The sequence below is a fragment of the Ligilactobacillus sp. JN-6 (Y).1 genome (genome assembly GCF_058111525.1).
Window position 1 is genome coordinate 2289713 of the sequence record NZ_CM176599.1, and the last position, 19996, is coordinate 2309708.

Here is a 19996-nt window from a genome sequence, read left to right on the forward strand (position 1 = left end):
CTAAAATCCTCCTGCCTTTATGAATAGCTTTGGTCTGATCGTTTTTAACTGTTCAATATTGGTCAAAGCCAAAGCATGCAGATCATTCACAAAAAGTGCATTCATGTGATCCGTTGCTGAAATTTTCTTATCTTCGTTAACAATATCCACCAGATCAGCGATCCTTAACTGCTGGGCATTCTGTAAATTTCCAGCGAGCACAGCATTAGTATTGTTTTCATGCCCCGCACATAAAATACCATTCACAGTTCCCAAAACAAAAATACTACCAGTTGCCCGTAGAATACCACCTTCATGCAAGGTTCCTAAAAACAAGAGATCTCCATGAATAAGTTTATCCTGACCATTACGAATAATATCTCCGTTCACATGAACCGTTGTACTATCAACTATCTCCTGCGCTTCTTGTTTTTCGATCACAGAACTTTGAATCTTATGGATCGAAAAACGCGGATAATCAGCAAAAATATTTTCCAATGCTTGTTTTTGTTCCACATTATAAAGTACCGTTCCCGTATTGATGTTGAAAGAATACTTTTTAGTTCGGTCTGTGGTTTCATCATTGTGTAATTTTAACATTAGCTCGCACAACTCTGTTTTTATTTCATCAAAACCGGCAGTCGGCTCTAAAATTAGTTCATAGCCGTTGTTGTACCCTTTCAAAACGACAGCTTGCATTCTCCCACACATCCTTAACTAAATTTTTCGAAAAACATTTTCAACGGCCAATACAAAACCACAAAAGTCGCAAGGTTATATGCTAAGGTCGGACCTAGAGTACGAGCAATAAATGTAACCCCAGACGCAGACGTAAAGCCGATCAATGCATTGCCCCAGTAAAACAGGGTCGTTAGAACAGTAATATCTATTAAATATATTAATAGTACCACAATAAATGAACGATTAAAAAACATCAAAACATTTCTAGTTAAATAAACCATAAAAGGTAATAATAAAGTAAATATTCCTAAAACACCTGTATAGAAAAGATCGAAAAAAAGTCCAGCTATCGCCGACCACATAAACAAATGATCGACTTGACCATAGCAAATACCCATAACCAACCATAGCAATATCAATCTGCTCTCAACTGATACACTGGTGGTGAAAAAAGTTGGTGAAAAGAGATGGGTAAACGAACCATCTAAAAAAAGGAATAAAAAAGTACCTATCGGGAAAAAATATCTCATTTTCGAAATTCTCATGTCGCAAAACCCCTAATCAGCTCTCCTAGCAACCGTTACAACATCTAGATCATTGAAGTCGGCAGCTGGTTTAATATAAACTTTGGCGGGAAGGCCATCGTCATCATTAGCGGCGCGTACAACTGTCCCCACTAATAATCCTTGTGGAGTGATACCTCCCATACCAGAAGTCGTGATCTTAGACCCCTTTGAAATCTTTGCTTTAGAAGTGATCTGTCCCATGATCAACTGGTTGCGCGACTTGCTATAGCCAGTGATCAAACCGTTGATCACAGTTCCATTTTTACTTTTTAAACGGACAGCAAACCGATTTGCGGAATCATTGCTAGTGGAAAGTAACTCAACTTTACTATTTGTCTGATTGACTTCAGTCACTCGACCAACCAAACCATTTCTAGAAACAACTGGGTCATTTTTCTTAACACCAGCAGTTTGGCCCTTATTGATCACAACTTGATCTTGCCATGAAGAAGGGGTCCTAGTTAAAACAACCGCACTGATCTTATTATAAGAACTCAAACTTCCATTAAGCTTTAACTGTTGCTTCAAATGCTTATTTTCATCTTTCAAAGTTTGGTTCTCTACTTTTTGACTAGCGATCGAATCTACTTCTTTTTTTAATTTTTTATTTTCCGTGTAAGTATTATATAGGTCTTTGACTGAGCCTGTGGCGTGCCCTAGCCCATTCATTGGCACACCAACGACTCGATCAACTATTCCCCCAGCCTCATTACCGATCTGCTGAATAAAAGTGGGAGCTTTACGATTATTTCGTACACTAATTGAAAAAGCTATCAATAAAAATCCAATGATCAAAACAATCATTGTAACTACCAATTTTTTATTGAATGAAAATTTTTGCAAACTTGAAACCTCCTCGTATTACAACTAAATTACTAAATAATAGTGTGAAGTAATGCCACCTAATTATTCTACCAGTAATATCTATTAGTTATATTATTCAGCATAAACTACATAAAAAATTAAGAGGTTGGAGAACAACGACTCCAACCCCCAACTAACTTTTCTCGACACACTAATTCTTTTTCATAACATCGATGCTCTTAAGCGACTCTCCTGTTCCGATCGCAACACAATCTAAAGGTTCAGAAGCTACAAATACGGGAACCTTTGTTGCATCTGAGATCACTTCTGGCAAATGGCGTAATAAAGCTCCACCACCGGTAAGTACGATCCCATGGTCGATAACATCAGCAGCGATCTCAGGGGAAGTTTCTTCCAGTGTTTCCTTAATAGCTGTAATGATCTCTTGCACAACTTCTTGAATAGCATTAGCTACTGATTCTGCCTCGATCTCGATCGTCTTAGGTAAACCAGTTACTAGGTCACGGCCACGGATCGATTGTGCATCCAGATCCTTCGCAGCCTCAACGGAAGCAGAGGCAATGTCGAACTTCAATTGTTCAGCGGTCCGCTCACCGATCAATAAATTATAATTTTTACGTACAAAAGAAACGATCGCTTCATCTAACCGATCGCCGGCCATCCGGATCGAACGACTTGAAACGATCCCGCCTAATGAAATAGTTGCAACATCAGTTGTTCCACCACCAATGTCAACGACCATGCTACCCGTTGGATCCATCACTGGTAAACCTGCGCCAATTGCGGCAGCAAAAGGTTCTTCGATAACATATGCATCTTTCGCACCAGCCACTCTCGTAGCGTCGATCACAGCACGTTTTTCAACCTCTGTGACACCACTTGGCACACAAACCATGACGTACGGCTTGCCACCATGCTTCCCAAGACCCTTATCAATATAGTACTTCATCATAGCAGCAGTTGTATCATAATCAGCGATCACGCCGTCTTTCATTGGACGGATCGCAACAATGCTTGCTGGAGTACGACCGATCATGTCGCGAGCCTCTGAACCAACAGACACGATCTCACCAGACTTAGTATTCTTAGCAACTACTGAAGGTTCACGTAAAACAATACCCTTACCCTCAGCATAAACTATTGTATTTGCTGTACCGAGATCGATCCCGATATTCTTAGTTCCCATTCCGAACACTTTTTTTCATCCCTTCACAATGCTTAATACTTTTATTTTTTTATTTAATAAATTATAACATAAGCAGTTTACTGACCTAGAGTGTTTTTTTAAGAGTTACTCCGAACAAAATAAAACTACTCAGTTAAAATACTTACATCACAAGCTTGTGGGCCTCTGATCCCTTCAACAGAAACAAAACTGACCTTTTGCCCAGCTTCAAGAACTTTATAACCTGGAGTCAAGATTGCAGAAAAGTGCACGAAAAAATCATCGCCACCATCATCTGGAATAATAAAACCAAAGCCCTTATCTTTATTAAAAGAACGTACTTTTCCTGTTAACATTTTATATTCCTTTCAACACTTGTACTTGTGCAAGTTTACCACATTTTGAAGCCTTCCACAATACACTAACTGTCTCAGTTTAGTTTTATCTAGATATTTTTTGGACTCCTTATGCTTATCAAAAAAAGACCTCTCCAGTGATAGTTGCCTTTCACCGAACAAGTCTAATTTTTAAGCAATGATCTCCTCTTCACGCATACTCAAGTACGACGTATCCCCCACAATAATATGGTCAAGCAAAGTTATGCCTAACATTTCACCACAACCAAGCAATCTTTTTGTCAATGCCAGGTCGTTTTTAGAAGGTGTTACATTTCCACTGGGATGATTATGCACGACCATAAAACGAGCTGCACTGCACTTGACTGCTTCTTTAAAAATTTCTCGCGGATGAACAGTAGCGGAATTGAGCGTACCCTTAAAAAGATTTTTCTGCAAAACGACCTGGTTTTTTGTGTCTAAATAGATGCCGACCAAATGCTCTTGCTTAGCACAACCATACATCTTGGACATATATTCACCGATTTTTTTACTGGAGTAAACCGTCCCCAACGCCAAGGCAGGTCTTTTTTCAAATCTTTGAGCAAATTCGCTCAAAACTACAAAAAACCATGTTTTTTTGTCCTTAGGCAAAAGGGCACGAATCTCATTATCAGTTAAATACTGCATCTGTTCTAGATCTTCACATTGAGAAAAAAATTTCCCTGTAATAGCCGCTGCATCTCTCTTAGAAAAAGCGCTGCAACATACGCAAAACAGTAATTCACGGTCAGTCAACTCCTGCGTCCCAAAATGTGCGATTTGATCAGTCAAATATTCTATGTCTAACGAATTTATAAGTGTCATTTTTACCCCTCCATGTAATACATACGCAGAAAAGATAAATTTTCATTTTTAATTTATGCTGTTTTTTAATTCGGCCAAATCACTAAAAACACCCCAAGTATTTTGAGAATCATAACTTGTTGGCTGGATCAGGTCAGGTACCATCGCCACCGGGATCCCTGCCCGATTTGCGGCTACTATCCCATTATGTGAATCCTCGATCACCAACGTTTTATTTTTAGCAGGTCCGCCTGCTTTTTGCCATGCTTTATCGAAAATTTCCGGGGATGGCTTAGCTTGTTTGACATCATTCGCAGAAACGATCGATTCAAAGCCGAGGTCCATTTTCAATGTTCGTAAGTAAAAATCAATTTGGTGACGATCATTGCTTGATGCCAACACATATGGTGTTTCTGTCTTCTGCAGATGACTGGATAAATCAAGAAAGCCTTTTTTTAATTCCATCTTGCCGGCAGAAACAAGTGGGTCGATCAAATCAAAGCTCCGTTTAATAAATTGATCAATTAAATTTGCATCTCCAAAATCGGCTGTCATTGCTTCTATCATCTGTGCATTGCCAGCACCAATAAATCTCCGGTAATATTCCATCGAATATTCCATTCCCAATTCATCGGCCGCCATTTTATTGGCCATATAATAAACCTTCTCCGAATCGAAGACCACACCATCCATATCAAAAATAACTAGTTCTGCTTTCAAATTCATACTCCTAACCTTTACTTAAAATATCTACGAACTTCACTGACAAAATATAAAGATCCCGTGATCAATAACATATCATCTGCGTCCATTTTGTTTACCAGGGTCACTAACGCCTCATCCCATTCTTCAAGCATTGGGACCTCAGACCATTCACTGTTTAATTCATCTTGTGCAAAAGTCGCTCGCGGCGCACTAAAACTAGTCAAAACAACTGTTACATTGGGCAACTGCTCCAGTTGCGCGATCATTTCGTTGAACTGTTTATCTTTCAATATCGCCAACAAAACATATACCTTTTGCTGTGAGAACTTTCTGCTGATAGTTTGACAGACCCCTTTGATCGCCGGTAAGTTATGTGCACCATCTAAGACTATCAGCGGTTCCTCGTTAACTTTTTCAAACCTGCCTGGCCACTGTGTTTTCTTCAAATACTTTTTTAGCTGATCTGATCGAGACCCATGAAAATAACGTGCCATCAATACAAAAAAAGCAGTCAATGACACTGCTGCATTTTCGACCTGGTAACCACCGATCATCTGTATCTGAACATTTTTCAAAACGTGTTCTTGAAATTGATAGTCAAAAGTTTCTCCCCAAAAATTATGTGGCCGTTTTATCCTTACCAAAAAATCGCGATCTAGTAAGTACGACTCCGAGCCCATGGCCTGGCTCTTATCTTTGATCACTGACTGGGCGTCTTGTGGCAAATTTCCACAGACGACCGGTATACCTGACTTTATGATCCCCGCTTTATTTTCTGCGATCTCAGTTAGTGTATTACCCAGGAGCTGCATATGGTCCATCCCAACTGAAGTTATTACTGAGACTAAAGGAGTAATAATGTTAGTTGAGTCATAGGTACCTCCGATGCCGACCTCGACTATCAAAAGATCCGGCCGATGCTTACTAAAATATAAGAACATCATAGCTGTTAGGACTTCAAATTCAGTTGGTCCTCCACCGTCATCGGCATACTCCTGGTCCAACTTGTCCACCACGGGAAGGATCTCTTGTACCAATGCTACTATCGTTTCATCACTGACCATCTCTTTGTTCATTGAAATTCGCTCGTTAAACTTTTCAATAAAAGGTGAAGTGAAAGTTCCTACATCATATCCTTGACCCATCAACAAATCACGCAAATAAGCAGTCACAGACCCTTTGCCATTAGTTCCTGTAATATGGATCATTTGTAATTTTTCTTGCGGGTCACCCAGTAGCTTCGCAAAACGACGCATCCGTTTTAAAGTCGGATATTTAACAAACTTGTGTCTGCCATGTATAAAATCCAGCGCTGCTTGATAATCATTTATTTTATCCATAATATTATCCCTTTGTCTCCTTAAGAACTCATACTTTCCAGGTCCCGTCTAAAATATTAGATATAAATTATCTACTCAAACATTGGAGAACAATTCTATCATAGGCATTGTACTGTTCTCAAAAAAACAAGGAAAACTTCCCCGGTTTTCCTTGTTTTACCGCTTATTTACAACTCTTTTTTTACTTCACTGAGTCGGGATCTAGTTGTGGCCAGCTTTTCTTGATAGCCGCTTAATTTCTCTTTTTCTTCGGCAACTACTTGTTCAGGCGCGTTGCTAACAAATCCCTGATTACTCAATTTCTTTTCGCCACGTTTAACTTCGTTTTCTAATTTATCGATCTCTTTTTGTAATCTTTGTACCTCCTGGGTCAAGTCCACCAAACCAGCAAGTGGGATGTAGATCTCCGCTCCACCGATCACTGCTGTCATTGCCAAAGTAGGAGCGTTAACATCGGCTCCGATCTGCAAGGCTTTAGAATGACAAAAACGTTCGATATAATCTTGATTATCTTCAAAGATCTTTGCCGTTTCCGAAGATGTAGTCTTGATCAAAATATCAACTGATGATGATAGTGGAGCATTAGCATCCGCACGAATATTGCGAACAGCTTTGATCAGTTCGATCAAGTTTTCCATGCCTTTTTCAGCCGCTTCATCACGATAGTCTTCGTTTTCTCTAGGATAAGCAGCTGTCACTATTGATTCTCCTTCATGCGGCATAGCCAGCCAGATCTCTTCGGTCACAAAAGGCATAATTGGATGTAATAGCCGCAACGTTTGATCCAAAACATAACATAAAATATTTTGTGTATTGTGTTTAAGCGATTTGTCCTTACCATAGAAATCTTCCTTAGCCATTTCAATATACCAGTCACAAAGATCATTCCAGATAAAGTTATATAAGGCACGACCAGCTTCGCCAAACTCAAACTGATCAAATAAACGTGTAACTTCATGGATAGTCGTATTCAATCTACTTAAGATCCACTTATCAGCTAATTGCCACTCATTTTTAGCAGGTAACTGGGCGGAAGTGTCTTCATCAAAGTTCATAATAGCGAACCGACTAGCATTCCAGATCTTATTGATAAAGTTCCAAGCTGAATCCATCTTCTTGTATGAGAAACGAATATCTTGTCCTGGCGTCGAACCAGTAGCTAAAAACCAGCGTAAGGCATCTGCCCCATACTTTTGAATAACATCCATTGGATCGATACCATTGCCTAAAGATTTACTCATCTTACGGCCTTCTTCATCCCGGATCAAGCCATGGATCAAAACATTCTTAAATGGTCGACGACCAGTGAATTCCTTACTTTGGAAGATCATCCGAGAGACCCAAAAGAAAATAATATCATAACCAGTGACCAAGGTATCTGTCGGGAAGTAACGCTTAAAATCGGGCGCTTCTTCATTAGGCCAACCCATAGTTGAAAATGGCCACAAAGCGCTCGAGAACCATGTATCTAAAACATCTGGATCTTGCTCCCAATTTTCAAGATCACTTGGAGCTTCTTCACCGACATACATCTCACCCGTTTGCTTATGGTACCATGCTGGGATCTGATGTCCCCACCAAAGCTGTCTTGAAATGACCCAATCGTGAACATTTTCCATCCATTGAGTAAATGTATGCTCAAAACGGCCAGGAACAAAATTGACTCTATCATCAGTTTGCTGATTTTTTAAGGCTGCTTCAGCTAAAGGCTTCATTTTGACAAACCATTGAGTCGATAACCGTGCTTCAACTTGTACACCAGTCCGCTCTGAATGCCCAACGCTATGAACGATCGGTTCTTCAGACAAAAGATAATTTTGCTCTTTCAAATCTTTGACGATCGCTTCTCGAGCTGAAAAACGATCCATACCCGCATATTTACCTGCTTTTTCGTTGAGTGTAGCATCTTCGTTCATAGTATTGATACGTTCAAGATTGTGACGATTACCGACCTCAAAGTCATTAGGGTCGTGAGCAGGCGTGATCTTGACCATTCCGGTCCCAAACTCTGGATCAACATACTGATCAGCAATGATCTCCAAGTGGCGCCCATTTAATGGGAGAACAACTTCTTTGCCGACTAATTCCTTATAACGTTCATCTTTAGGATTAACGGCGATCGCAACATCACCCAGCATCGTTTCCGGCCGTGTCGTAGCTATCTCGATATAATCTTTTCCATTAAAAGTAGTTCCGTCAATAAACGGATATTTAACATGGTAAAAAGCACCTTTGTCATCTTGATGGATAACTTCAATATCAGAAAGTGCAGTCCGTGCTTTCGGATCCCAGTTGATAATATATTCGCCCCGGTAGATCAGGCCCTTTTCGTATAATACCACAAAGACCTTACGGACAGCTTTTGAAAGTCCTTCATCAAAGGTAAAACGTTCTCGACTATAGTCCAAGGATAAACCAAGCTTAGCCCATTGTTGTTTGATAATATCTGCGTACTCGTCTTTCCATTCCCAAACTTTATCAACAAACTTCTCACGACCAAGGTCATAACGCGACACACCACTTTTAGCCAAACGAGCTTCAACTTTTGCCTGTGTTGCGATACCAGCATGATCCATTCCAGGAAGCCACAACGTATCAAAGCCTTGCATCCGCTTTTGGCGAACTATCATGTCCTGTAAAGTTGTGTCCCAAGCATGACCCAAATGCAGTTTACCAGTAACGTTTGGCGGAGGGATAACGACCGAATAAGGTTGCGCTTTAGTATCTCCACTGGGTTTGAATAGATCTTCAGCTATCCATTTTTTGTAACGACCACTTTCAACAGCCGTTGGGTCGTATTTCGTTGACATATTAATATCTTTAGCCATCTGATCGATCCTTTCTACTATTCCATTTATTTTTAAAAAGCCTTAAACTTCTTTTCAAACCAACTTCTGTTATCTGCGCTATTTCTAAGTAGATCTTGACTTGATTTTTTGACTCAATAGCCAAAAAAAGCACTGTCATCCATCAAATTAGGACGACAGTGCCGTGGTACCACCTAAATTGGGCCATTAAACCCCACTTAAATACTGTGTTAACGGATAGAAGATCCGGTCATTTCTACTATGAGTTCAAAACGACAGCTAGCAAGCTACAATCAATGGTTCACTGAAATGTTACAGCACCCATTTCTCTCTAAAAGTGAGCACCCACTGATCCTCTCGGTCAAAGCTTTATGAAATAATTTTAACCTTGCCTCTAACATACGTCAAGGACAAATAATTTGCCATTACTAAAGTAATTCAGCAAACGAATCTTCTTGTGCATTCAAATAATGCTCATCACTGCCGATCTCTGTCACCTTTATACCAGCCAAGGCACGTTCGATCAATCCATCTACATCCAACTTACTTTCATATTCACGTGCTCGCTCGATACGCGGTTTAGTTTTTGGTGCACTCGGAGCAAAAACTGTACAGCAGTCTTCGTAAGGCATGATAGATAGTTCAAAAGTATCGATCTGTTCTGCAACTTTGATAATATCATTTTTATCCATAGAAACTACTGGACGCAACACAGGCATTGAGGTCACCTCATTGATCGCAGCCATACTTTCCATTGTTTGTGAAGCAACTTGTCCCAAAGATTCGCCATTAAAAATTGCTAAGGCATCTCTTTTTTTGGCGACCTCTTCGCAAAGTCGTAACATGAAACGACGTTGGATAGTCATCAAATAACTTGCAGGAACATCGCTTTTTACTGTTTCTTGAATCTCAGTAAATGGGACTTGAATAAATTTGATCTTGCCAGCATAAGGGGCTAACTTAGTCGTTAATTCCTTAGCTTTATTCAAAGCTTGTTCACTTGTATACGGCGGACTATAGAAATGAACCATTTCCAAAGAAACACCACGTTTTAACGCTAGATAACCTGCCACGGGAGAATCGATCCCACCAGAAAGCATCAAAAGCCCCTTACCAGCTGTCCCTACCGGTAAGCCTCCGGCACCAGGAATCTGTTCATATGAAAGATAGATCCCATCAAGGCGAACCTCCACCCTTAAAACAACATCCGGCTTTTTCATTTGGACTTTGATCCCAGGAAAGTTTTCTAGGACTGTACCCCCTAGAATATCATTAAGTTGATTCGTATCATATTCAAAGTTGTGATCAGAACGACGGGTATTTATTTTAAAAGTCATTCCATCTTGAAAGATCTCGTTAAAAATAGAAATAGCTGTTTGCTTAACAGTTTCAACATCCCGTGCAACTTTGATCGCTGGTGAAAAATTCTGGATACCAAAGATTTTTTGCACACGCTGTGCTACTTGATGGTAATCTTCGCCATTCAAGCGAATATGCATCCTATCACGATGTGCTTTGATCTCAAGCTTTTTAAACCCAGCTAAAGCGTTCCTAGTATTAGTCCCTAAACGGTCAATAAATGAACGCCGATTTTTACCTTTAGTTGATAGTTCGCCGTAACGAACCATAATTTCTGTATATTGCATTGTGATCCTTTCTATTTAGAAAATACCTTAGAAAAACGAGCATATATTTTATCAAAAGCACTTTCAAATACCTCTGCTTCTTGCAAAGTATTATTTTCATCCAAGCTTACCCTTACCGCAGACGTCGCAATTTTTTCTGGCACATGCATAGCGTTCAAAGTCCCTGAGACAGTCCCCTTCTTAGAAGAACAAGCACTAGTAGTTGAAATATAGATCTCTTGCTCTTCAAAGGCATGGACGATCGTTTCACCCCTAACACCATCGATGGTAAAACAGAGGATATGAGGAGATGAATCCTGACCGGTATCAGAGAAAACTGTCACATTTTCTTGCGCTGCAACATGTTTATAGATTTTTTGTTTGATCTGCCGTTCCTTTTTTACATTAGTTTCTTCGTTATTAAGCAATAACCGTAAAGCTTTTGCCATCCCGGCAATAGCCGGCAGATTTTCGGTCCCACTGCGTTGGTTCTTTTCTTGTCCTCCACCAGCCATTAGTGGTTCGAGCATGCGCCCTGCTTTTTTATAGATAAAACCGATACCTCGCGGAGCATGAAATTTGTGACCAGAAAAAGTCAAAAAGTCGATCCGATCATTACTTAATAAATCACTGATCCCTTTACCGATACCCTGAACAGCATCCACATGAAAATGAACACTAGGATACGGCCGTAAAACATCAGCTATCTGATCTAAGGGTTGGATCGAGCCGATCTCATTATTGATCGCCATTACCGAAACCAAAATCGTATCGGGTCGCAATGCTTGTTTGACATCTTCTGCATTCACACGGCCATGTTGATCAACTGGCAGATAAGTAATCTCAAAGCCCAACTTTTCAAGTTGGTGCATTGAATTAAGAACAGCAGGATGTTCGATCGGTGAGGTTATAATGTGCTTGCCAAATTCTTGTTTAGCAAACGCGGTGCCTTTTATTATCCAGTTGTCACCTTCAGTACCACCGCTCGTAAAAAAGATCTCATGTTGCTTACATCCCAGCAGGTCAGCAATTTGTCGCCGTGATTGTTCTAAGAGGTTGTCTGCCGTTTCTCCTAAAGCATGCAAAGATGACGGGTTGCCCCAAATCTTATCGCTCACAGTTTTATATGTCTCTAGAACTTGCGGTGCAACCTTAGTCGTCGCACTGTTATCAAAATAAATCATTTTAAATCCTTCTCTAATTAATTATTCTTACTAATTGTAAACACTACTTATTTAGTTTACAAGTTGAATTTCAAAATAAAACAAAGCGCCGTATTCACCTACGTGCGCTTTGCTAACAACTCTAACTGAATATTACATCGTTAGTGCCATCTTCTTGTCAGATTCAAATTGTTCCGAGATCCGTTTAAATGAGCCTGGTTCAACTGTATCGACCGCTTGAGAAATAGTATCCAAAGCACCAACAAAATTAAAATCCTTTTCAAATTGTACAAGCGCCTGCTGGTATGCCTGTTCAACTTCCGGATACCGATTCCGATAGCGGTTCGAATATTGTAAAAGCTGTTCAGTCAACATTGAACTGTCCTTGATCTCTTCTGTTTTATTATTCAAAACATCAATATCTGACTGTGTATTGATCAATTTTTTTGTGATCTCTGCCATGTCGATCTTCACCTTGTTGATATCGGTGTCCAAGCCTTCAATTTCATCACTGACTTTAAAGAAGTATGATAAGTAGTCATCTGGCAGGCCCGGTAAGTTTAATTTTTCTACTTCACGTTTCATACGATGAATTTCAGTATCAAATTCTTCTATCGCATCAAAAGCATCTTTTTCTTCCTTCCACAAACCAGAAATACTTTCATTGATCTGCTTTTGATCTTCTTCAACTTCAGTTAGTTTTTGACTATTTTCGTCCAATTGCTCAACTTCAGAGGAACAAAGGACAGCGGCTTCTTTTTGTCTTGCTTGCCCTAGCTGGTCATAATGCTGTTTGATCTCTGCCAATGTCTTATCGATAGCGGCAGCTCGCTCTTCTTCACGGTTATTGAACGCATAGTTTTGTCCTAAACGGTCAAGTTCAATATTAAGTTCATTTTGCTGCTTTTGAGCATGTTCAAGAAATTTACCAGTTTCTTCAAATTTTTGCGGCAATTTTGTCGCGGCGGTATATTCTAATTCGATTTGTTCATATATATGATCGATCTCACTGGCGATCTGTTCATCTAACTCTTTACCAGCGGCCCAATCGAGTTCGGTTAAGTTTCGTTCATTTTCTTGACATTCTTTAGATATTTTAGACAATTTTGCTGCTAAGTCCTCTGTGAACAATATATGGTGATCTTTCATTTGTTTCAAACCATCTTTTAATTCATTCACTTGCTCCGGAAAAATATTGTTTAAGTTTTTGAACAGAGGTGGGATCTCTGCCACCGCATTTTCTAAAGTGGACATATCGTTTTTCAATTTGTTCAAGGGCTCTTCAGAACTAACAAAATCCCCACTCTCAGAATATTGAGTATATTTGCTAAAATCATCTTCAATTTCGGCCGACTGTTCTTCTAATTTATCGATACTTGGGCCAAAAGAGAAATTTTTATTCAACAAAGTCGTCCGTAAACTCTGATATTTTTGCTGTAACTTCCTCAATGTATCTTCATGTTCTTTAGTGCTCTTTTGGATCGTCTCCAAGTTTTCTTTAAGCTCACTAAAATGTTGCTTTGCACCCGCTGCTTTCTTTTGAGCCCCCTTTAATTCACGCGAGACCCTGAAAAATTGATAATGATGTAAAGAGTCATCCAAATCATTAAGTACTTCTGAGATCTCAGGCAGTTCTCTATTTTTTAGATAATGATATCCCTTATCTAAAGTTTCAAATTCTGTCAAACTTTCACCAGAAAGATTCAGCTTACTGATCTCAGCCAATTTTTCCTCCAGTGAATCATTTGCAATTTTTTGAATTTTACTTTGTTCATCGCCGATCGCTTCACTATAACTGCGCTGGAAATACAGCACAGCAAGATAAACAATTACCGCGACCACAACGACCGCAATTAAAAAGATTACCATGAAACCCCACCCTTTATAACACTTCTATATTTTCTAGTCGTGATCTTAATATAACAAAACTAAATTTTACCCGGCAAACAAATAGTTGCTAAACGAAAAAATTTAGTTTAAAATCTGTTTCGATTATACCATAAGAATTGTAGTTAATATACGCTTTTAATGGAGGAAATTGATTTGGAAAGATCCTTGTTAGTACAACAATTAGATGCATTGTTAACAGATGAACATAACTTTATTGCAAATTTAGCGAACGCGTCCGCCCTGCTTTACCAAGAAATGCCTGATTTAAACTGGGTCGGGACATATCTGTTCGATGAGAAAGATAGCACCTTGGATCTAGGTCCTTTTCAAGGAAAAGTAGCTTGTATGCACATTGAACCTGGTAAGGGTGTTTGTGGCACTTCTTTTCAAGAGCAAAAGATCCAACGTGTTTCTAATGTCCACGAATTTCCGGGTCATATCGCATGTGATTCTGCCAGTAACTCAGAGATCGTTCTGCCATTAACGAAAGAAAATAAAAAAATCGGAGTTTTAGACATTGATTCACCTTCAGTCGCTCGTTTTAGTGAGGAAGATCAAAAACAATTAGCTGATTTTGCCGCTATTTTAGTAACACATCTATAACTTTATATATGCGACACCCTATCCAAAATAAATAGGAGCAAGATTTTTCTTCAACAGGCTAGTTTAGATTGACTTTTGCCAAAAAAGCTGGTAAGCTAGCTTGCGTGTAAAATAATGCAGCAGTGGGCGGTAAGAACGTCAACAGTTTGTTGCCAAATTTTGGTTTAGCAAGTAACTCTTCGGCTGCAAGAGCGAAACCCTAGAATGAACTGCACGAATACTAAGTTCACACGGATTATTTTACTCCAAAAAATTTATTGGAGGAACTTTAATATGCGTTATACAGGTCCATCATGGAAAGTTTCACGTCGTCTTGGCGTTTCTCTTTCCGGTACAGGTAAAGAATTAGCTCGTCGTCCTTATGCACCAGGTCAACATGGTCAAAACAATCGTCGTAAACTTTCCGAATACGGTCTGCAGTTACAAGAAAAACAAAAGTTACGTTTGACTTACGGTTTGTCAGAACGTCAATTTTACAATTTGTTTATCAAGGCTGGTAAGATTCGTGAAGGTAAGCACGGTGACAACTTCATGATCTTGCTCGAACGTCGTTTGGACAACGTTGTTTACCGTTTAGGCTTGGCTACTACTCGTCGTCAGGCTCGTCAACTTGTTAACCATGGACATATTACTGTCGATGGCAAGCGTCTTGACATCCCTTCGTACGAAGTAAGACCAGGTCAAGTCGTCTCCTTACGTGAACGCTCAATGAACTTGCAGGTTGTAAAGGATGCTTTGGAAGCTGTTGTGGGTCGTCCAGCCTTTGTTTCATTTGATGACAACAAAATGGAAGGCTCACTCGTACGTGTGCCAGAACGTGACGAACTCGATGCAAACATTGATGAAGCACTGATCGTTGAATACTACAACCAACTTGGTTAATGTTAGTAATAAAAGGCTCGCTATGCGGGCTTTTTTTGTACAGTTTTATAATCGTATTCGGGAGTGTTTTAATTTTGCGTAATACAATACCTTGAAACAAGACCTTTAGCGAAATTAACCAACGACACTAAAAACCAAACGAGTCATTATGTGCATTATACAATTTTATTTGCAAAACTAGGAAAGGAGGAGAAATTTTGAAACCATTAGCTTATCGTATGCGGCCTCAAAGAATCGAAGATGTTGTCGGTCAAAAACATCTCGTCGGACCCGGCAAGATCATTGATCGCATGGTCAAAGCTAGATCGTTATCTTCTATGATCTTATACGGACCTCCAGGAACAGGTAAAACCAGTATAGCCAGCGCGATCGCAGGTTCAACGAAATACGCTTTCAGAACTTTGAATGCCGCAACTGATTCAAAAAAAGACCTCGAGGTCATCGCCGAAGAAGCAAAAATGAGTGGGACCGTGATCCTAATGCTCGATGAGGTTCATCGTTTGACTAAGCCAAAACAAGACTTCCTATTACCCCATTTAGAAAAAGGTAGTATTATCTTGATCGGTGCAACAACAGAAAATCCTTATATCTCTATCAACCCAGCGATCCGCAGTAGAACACAGATCTACGAAGTAAAGCCTTTAACAGAAGATGACATCCATCAAGCCATTGACCGCGCCTTAACAGATACACAAAATGGGTTAGGAAAAATGAATATTGAATTAACTGCTGAAGCTATGACTCATCTAACTCAAGCCACACATGGAGATTTACGCAGTACATTAAATGCTCTAGAATTAGCCGCAAGATCTACCTCACCTGACCCTAGCAATGGTAAGATATACATTGATTTGGCCATCGTTGAAGAATGCCTGCAACGCAAAGCCTTAGTACAAGACAAAGATGGCGATGCACACTACGATGTTATTTCAGCTTTCCAAAAATCGATCCGTGGTTCAGATACTGACGCTGCTCTACATTACCTAGCACGTCTCTTAGAGGCTGGCGATTTGATTTCTGTAAACCGCAGACTTTTGACAATTGCTTATGAGGATATTGGTTTAGCAAACCCTGCTGCTGCTGCTAGGACTGTTTCTGCGGTAACAGCGGCAGAAAAAATAGGCTTACCAGAAGCACGGATCCCGCTAGCTAATGCTGTGATCGAATTATGTATTTCTCCTAAATCAAACTCAGCTATTACTGCAATTGATGCAGCGATCGAAGACGTCCGACAAGGAAGTTATGGGGACATACCGGATAAATTGAAAGATGCCCACTACCAGGGTGCTGCTGAACTAGGACATGGGAATGATTATAAATTTCCGCATGACTTTCCACATGATTGGGTAAAACAAAATTATCTTCCTGCCAAGATCAAGAATAAACAATACTATCATCCGAAAGAAAATGGTAAGATCGAACAGGCATATAAGAAACAGTATGAGCTTTTACGTCAAGCACAAAAAAAGTGATCTTGTTTAGGATGTGTGTCAAAGCAGCGTTCAAAATGGCATTCAATTTCAATTTTGTCTCTAATGGTCTGGAAAGAATTGCGTGAGACAGCGCTTTATGTTAATATAATTACGAGTTCTGTGGCATACGCCTTACCTCATAAATGTAAGGTTGACCGAACAATTCTCATTACTATTGTTGTTCAAATGTCTGCGTCTGGCATACTCATTTCACTTGAGTCCCACAAACAGACATAGAACGACATTCCTGCTTGATCGCGGGTTCAACTACAGAGGTGATTAACGGTGCCGACGGAATACGCAAAGTTTTTCTTTGCAACGGTCTAGATATTCTGGGCCGTTTTTTTTAGTTAAATTTCCATATATTTGTACCGGCACTCTTTTTTTTCATACAGTCGCATAGTTTTTAGAAAAAATTCCAATTCTACTAAAAACTTTTTTGATTTAAAATATGCTGGAATAAACTAAAAGACTTAAACTAATTTTCAAGGAGATTTTTATGGACTTTGCAATTACTATTTTACTTTCTATACTAGCATTGAGCATGTTGGTTATCGGAGCCTACTTATTTCTTAACCGTGCCCGCCCTTTCCTTGTTTTTGACCCTCAAAAAGAACGTGGCTTAAAATTATTTTGCACTTATTTTGGGGTGTTTATGTTGTTCTGTAGTCTCTTAACGATCTTAGTCATTTTCTACACTCCGACCTGGTTATTAATAACAGCAGTTTTTCTTGATGTTCTTTGCACGTTCGTCGTACCCTTTGTATTATGGGGTTACACTCTGTAATTTTGATTACTTAATCGGTTTCACTTTCTTTTTTCTTATAAAATAGTTAGAATATAGTTGAAGGTAAAGAAAGGGTGAGCATGATGTTGCAAACATATCAAAATATCTTAGTACCGGTTGACGGTTCCTATGAAGCTGAACTTGCGTTTGAAAAAGCTGTTAGCGTTGCTAAAAGAAACGGTGAAAATAGTTCGATCCACTTAGTCCACGTTGTCGATACTAGAGCCTTTCAAAATATTTCCAGTTTCGATACAGCGATGGTAGAAGAAGTTACTGATACTGCCAAAAAAACAATTCACGGCTACATTGAGGATGCTAAAAAACAAGGCATTAAAAACATTGATTATTCGATCGAGTATGGTGCACCAAAAGTTATTATCGCTAAAGACTTGCCGCAAGAAAAAAATATTGATCTGATAATGATCGGTGCGACTGGTTTAAATGCAGTTGAGCGGATACTCGTTGGATCTGTGACCGAATATGTGACAAGAAATTCGAAGTCTGATGTTTTAGTTGTTCGTACCGATTTAGACAACAAACTCGCCTTAAGCAAAGAGCAACGTTCAAAACAAGAAGATTAACATAAGAATAAATAAGGCCGTTTGGTCCAAGTTCGTTGAAAAGAGCTTGAACCAAGCGGCTTTTTTGATCATTCAAGTTATTATTGCTGTTCTTAAAGATACTTATATTTACAAGATTCCAAATGATCATTAATTATTCCAATTGCTTGCAGATATGAATAAACGATAGTGGGGCCCACGAACTTAAAGCCCATCTTTTTAAGATCTTTCGATATCTGCTCTGATAACGAAGATTTAGCGGGTACGTCTTGTGCATGACGCCAGTGTCCTATGAGCGGTCGATAGTCAACGTAGCCCCAAAATATTTCATCTAGGCTTTTTCCGTGCCGATGCATACTGTCAACCACATTTGCATTATTAACTATTGCATTGATTTTCCGTCGGTTGCGAATGATCTGCGGGTCTTGGCTGATCGCATTTAACTCATCCTCAGTTAAGTGCACGATCTTTTCCGATTCGAAATCACAAAAGTCATGCTTAAAAGTCTGTCTTTTATCTAAAACTGTCTGCCAACTTAGACCAGCCTGCATCAATTCCAAACTCAACATTTCAAATAACAAACGTTCATCGTGAGTTTCTTTCCCCCACTCTTTAGCATGGTAAACCTGCATGTTTTCTTTTGCCTCGAAAGCCCAACCACAAACTGTCATAAATAACCCCCCAATTATCTAACCTTGATCAATATAAATACGAAATAATTTACGCTTTTGATCAAAGATTTTCAAAATATTAAAAGTTATGCAAAGATCACACTAAATTTCAAGCACAGGTACCCCATCAGTGACTGTCCTCAGCATTTGATCAGCCATATCACCAAATTTTTCTTGTCCATGTGACTCGTGAAAATTATAGATCTCTAAAGCTGTCAAAAAAGCAATGTTTGCTGGCAAGCTTTTTGCGGAATCTCAAATTCGAGCAATGACTGATAACCCGCAATAAAGCTCTGCCTCATTTTTTTATCTTTAACTTCATAAAAGAAAAACTTGATAAAATCCTCATATTGGCAACCGATGTGTGCTCTTTCAAAATCGAGCAAAATGTATTTTCCTTGGTAATTCGTTATATTACGAATACTAAAATCTCCGTGTAAAACGACTTTCTTAAGCTTTGCAAATTCTTGATCGGCGGCCGACAGATCACCTTCAATCGCCTTGAGCGCTTGTTTTGCTTTTTGTTGATGATTTTTATCATTCAATGAATCCATTTTAAACTTCAATTGCGTTGACAAGGGTTCATTTGACTGTGGGACGCTAACTTTACCAGTCAAATTATTGTGGAATTCGGCTAAAAGCCTCCCATAGATATATGCAGTTTCAGCATCCAAATTTTCTTGTTTAGCTTCTTTTAGTTCTCTATCTCTCAAAACAACTACATAATTATCTCCAAAAATCACCGTACCAATAAAAATATCTGGACAGTAGACTTGATCCACATGTTGTTCTGCATAAAACATTTCTTGATCCTTAAAAATCTTGATAAACAAATCTGTCTTGTAATAATGGCTATACCCAGTTAAATGTTGATTTCCTGCAACGTCATGGATCTTTTTAAATTGTGCATTATAATAATCATTTAGAAAATCGATCAAAACATTATCCATTTACTAGCCTCCCCCGACAATTATTACTTTAATCTTACTTGAAAAAATAATCAGCTGCAAGAATTACTCCCTCCCTTAACTGCTTTAGCTCAGTAATAATACCACTTATGAAGCATTTTTCTGTCTTTGTAGAAATACTTTATG

18 protein-coding genes and 1 other annotated feature are annotated in these 19996 nt (G+C 39.2%); of the genes, 4 read left to right on the forward strand and 14 right to left on the reverse strand.

The window, feature by feature from the left end:
- From AC3XNE_RS10720 to AC3XNE_RS10775, 12 genes are all read right to left on the reverse strand, one after another.
- Nucleotides 1-678, reverse strand: a complete 678-nt coding sequence (locus AC3XNE_RS10720) for a septum site-determining protein MinC (protein WP_489832062.1) — start codon at nucleotides 676-678, stop codon at nucleotides 1-3.
- A gap of 14 nt (nucleotides 679-692) precedes the next feature.
- A complete protein-coding gene (mreD, locus tag AC3XNE_RS10725; protein ID WP_489832063.1) occupies nucleotides 693-1205 on the reverse strand; it encodes a rod shape-determining protein MreD in 513 nt (170 codons plus the stop codon).
- A 12-nt stretch (nucleotides 1206-1217) separates the two neighbouring features.
- Nucleotides 1218-2069, reverse strand: a complete 852-nt coding sequence (gene mreC / locus AC3XNE_RS10730; protein ID WP_489832064.1) for a rod shape-determining protein MreC — start codon at nucleotides 2067-2069, stop codon at nucleotides 1218-1220.
- Between the two features lie 172 nt (nucleotides 2070-2241).
- The gene (locus AC3XNE_RS10735; protein ID WP_489832065.1) at nucleotides 2242-3237 is read right to left on the reverse strand and encodes a rod shape-determining protein; all 996 of its coding nucleotides are present in this window, start codon (nucleotides 3235-3237) and stop codon (nucleotides 2242-2244) included.
- A 125-nt stretch (nucleotides 3238-3362) separates the two neighbouring features.
- Complete coding sequence (locus AC3XNE_RS10740) at nucleotides 3363-3572, reverse strand: cold-shock protein (RefSeq protein ID WP_489832066.1); 210 nt, start codon at nucleotides 3570-3572, stop codon at nucleotides 3363-3365.
- A 171-nt stretch (nucleotides 3573-3743) separates the two neighbouring features.
- Nucleotides 3744-4418: a RadC family protein gene (gene radC, locus AC3XNE_RS10745; RefSeq protein ID WP_489832067.1), complete on the reverse strand. Its 675-nt coding sequence runs from the start codon at nucleotides 4416-4418 to the stop codon at nucleotides 3744-3746.
- Nucleotides 4419-4466: 48 nt separating this feature from the next.
- On the reverse strand, nucleotides 4467-5117 hold the full coding sequence (locus AC3XNE_RS10750) for an HAD family hydrolase (protein WP_489832068.1): 651 nt from the start codon (nucleotides 5115-5117) through the stop codon (nucleotides 4467-4469).
- 17 nt (nucleotides 5118-5134) lie between these two features.
- Nucleotides 5135-6442, reverse strand: a complete 1308-nt coding sequence (locus tag AC3XNE_RS10755; RefSeq protein WP_489832069.1) for a bifunctional folylpolyglutamate synthase/dihydrofolate synthase — start codon at nucleotides 6440-6442, stop codon at nucleotides 5135-5137.
- 167 nt (nucleotides 6443-6609) lie between these two features.
- Nucleotides 6610-9270, reverse strand: coding sequence for a valine--tRNA ligase (locus AC3XNE_RS10760; protein WP_489832070.1), 2661 nt, complete (start codon nucleotides 9268-9270; stop codon nucleotides 6610-6612).
- 145 nt (nucleotides 9271-9415) lie between these two features.
- Nucleotides 9416-9623 (reverse strand) — a binding site (T-box leader).
- 54 nt (nucleotides 9624-9677) lie between these two features.
- Nucleotides 9678-10895 carry a tRNA uracil 4-sulfurtransferase ThiI gene (gene thiI, locus AC3XNE_RS10765; RefSeq protein ID WP_489832071.1) on the reverse strand — a complete coding sequence of 406 codons (1218 nt, stop codon included), beginning with the start codon at nucleotides 10893-10895 and terminating at the stop codon, nucleotides 9678-9680.
- An 11-nt stretch (nucleotides 10896-10906) separates the two neighbouring features.
- Nucleotides 10907-12058, reverse strand: a complete 1152-nt coding sequence (locus tag AC3XNE_RS10770; protein ID WP_489832072.1) for a cysteine desulfurase family protein — start codon at nucleotides 12056-12058, stop codon at nucleotides 10907-10909.
- A gap of 132 nt (nucleotides 12059-12190) precedes the next feature.
- On the reverse strand, nucleotides 12191-13906 hold the full coding sequence (locus tag AC3XNE_RS10775; protein ID WP_489832073.1) for a septation ring formation regulator EzrA: 1716 nt from the start codon (nucleotides 13904-13906) through the stop codon (nucleotides 12191-12193).
- Between the two features lie 159 nt (nucleotides 13907-14065).
- Between AC3XNE_RS10775 and AC3XNE_RS10780 the strand changes: the two genes are divergently transcribed.
- The 4 genes from AC3XNE_RS10780 (at nucleotide 14066) to AC3XNE_RS10795 (ending at nucleotide 18252) form a co-directional block, all read left to right on the forward strand.
- On the forward strand, nucleotides 14066-14530 hold the full coding sequence (locus AC3XNE_RS10780; protein ID WP_489832074.1) for a GAF domain-containing protein: 465 nt from the start codon (nucleotides 14066-14068) through the stop codon (nucleotides 14528-14530).
- A gap of 273 nt (nucleotides 14531-14803) precedes the next feature.
- Nucleotides 14804-15412 (forward strand): 30S ribosomal protein S4, encoded by a 609-nt coding sequence (gene rpsD / locus AC3XNE_RS10785; protein ID WP_489832075.1) that lies wholly within the window; start codon nucleotides 14804-14806, stop codon nucleotides 15410-15412.
- 197 nt (nucleotides 15413-15609) lie between these two features.
- Entirely contained in the window at nucleotides 15610-16884 is a 1275-nt protein-coding gene (locus tag AC3XNE_RS10790; protein ID WP_489832076.1) for a replication-associated recombination protein A, read from the forward strand.
- 870 nt (nucleotides 16885-17754) lie between these two features.
- Complete coding sequence (locus AC3XNE_RS10795; RefSeq protein WP_489833413.1) at nucleotides 17755-18252, forward strand: universal stress protein; 498 nt, start codon at nucleotides 17755-17757, stop codon at nucleotides 18250-18252.
- Between the two features lie 92 nt (nucleotides 18253-18344).
- Here AC3XNE_RS10795 and AC3XNE_RS10800 read toward each other — a convergent pair whose 3' ends face one another.
- Nucleotides 18345-18902, reverse strand: a complete 558-nt coding sequence (locus AC3XNE_RS10800) for a DNA-3-methyladenine glycosylase I (protein ID WP_489832077.1) — start codon at nucleotides 18900-18902, stop codon at nucleotides 18345-18347.
- 215 nt (nucleotides 18903-19117) lie between these two features.
- Nucleotides 19118-19852 carry a phosphotransferase gene (locus AC3XNE_RS10805; RefSeq protein WP_489832078.1) on the reverse strand — a complete coding sequence of 245 codons (735 nt, stop codon included), beginning with the start codon at nucleotides 19850-19852 and terminating at the stop codon, nucleotides 19118-19120.
- Nucleotides 19853-19996 lie beyond the last annotated feature (144 nt).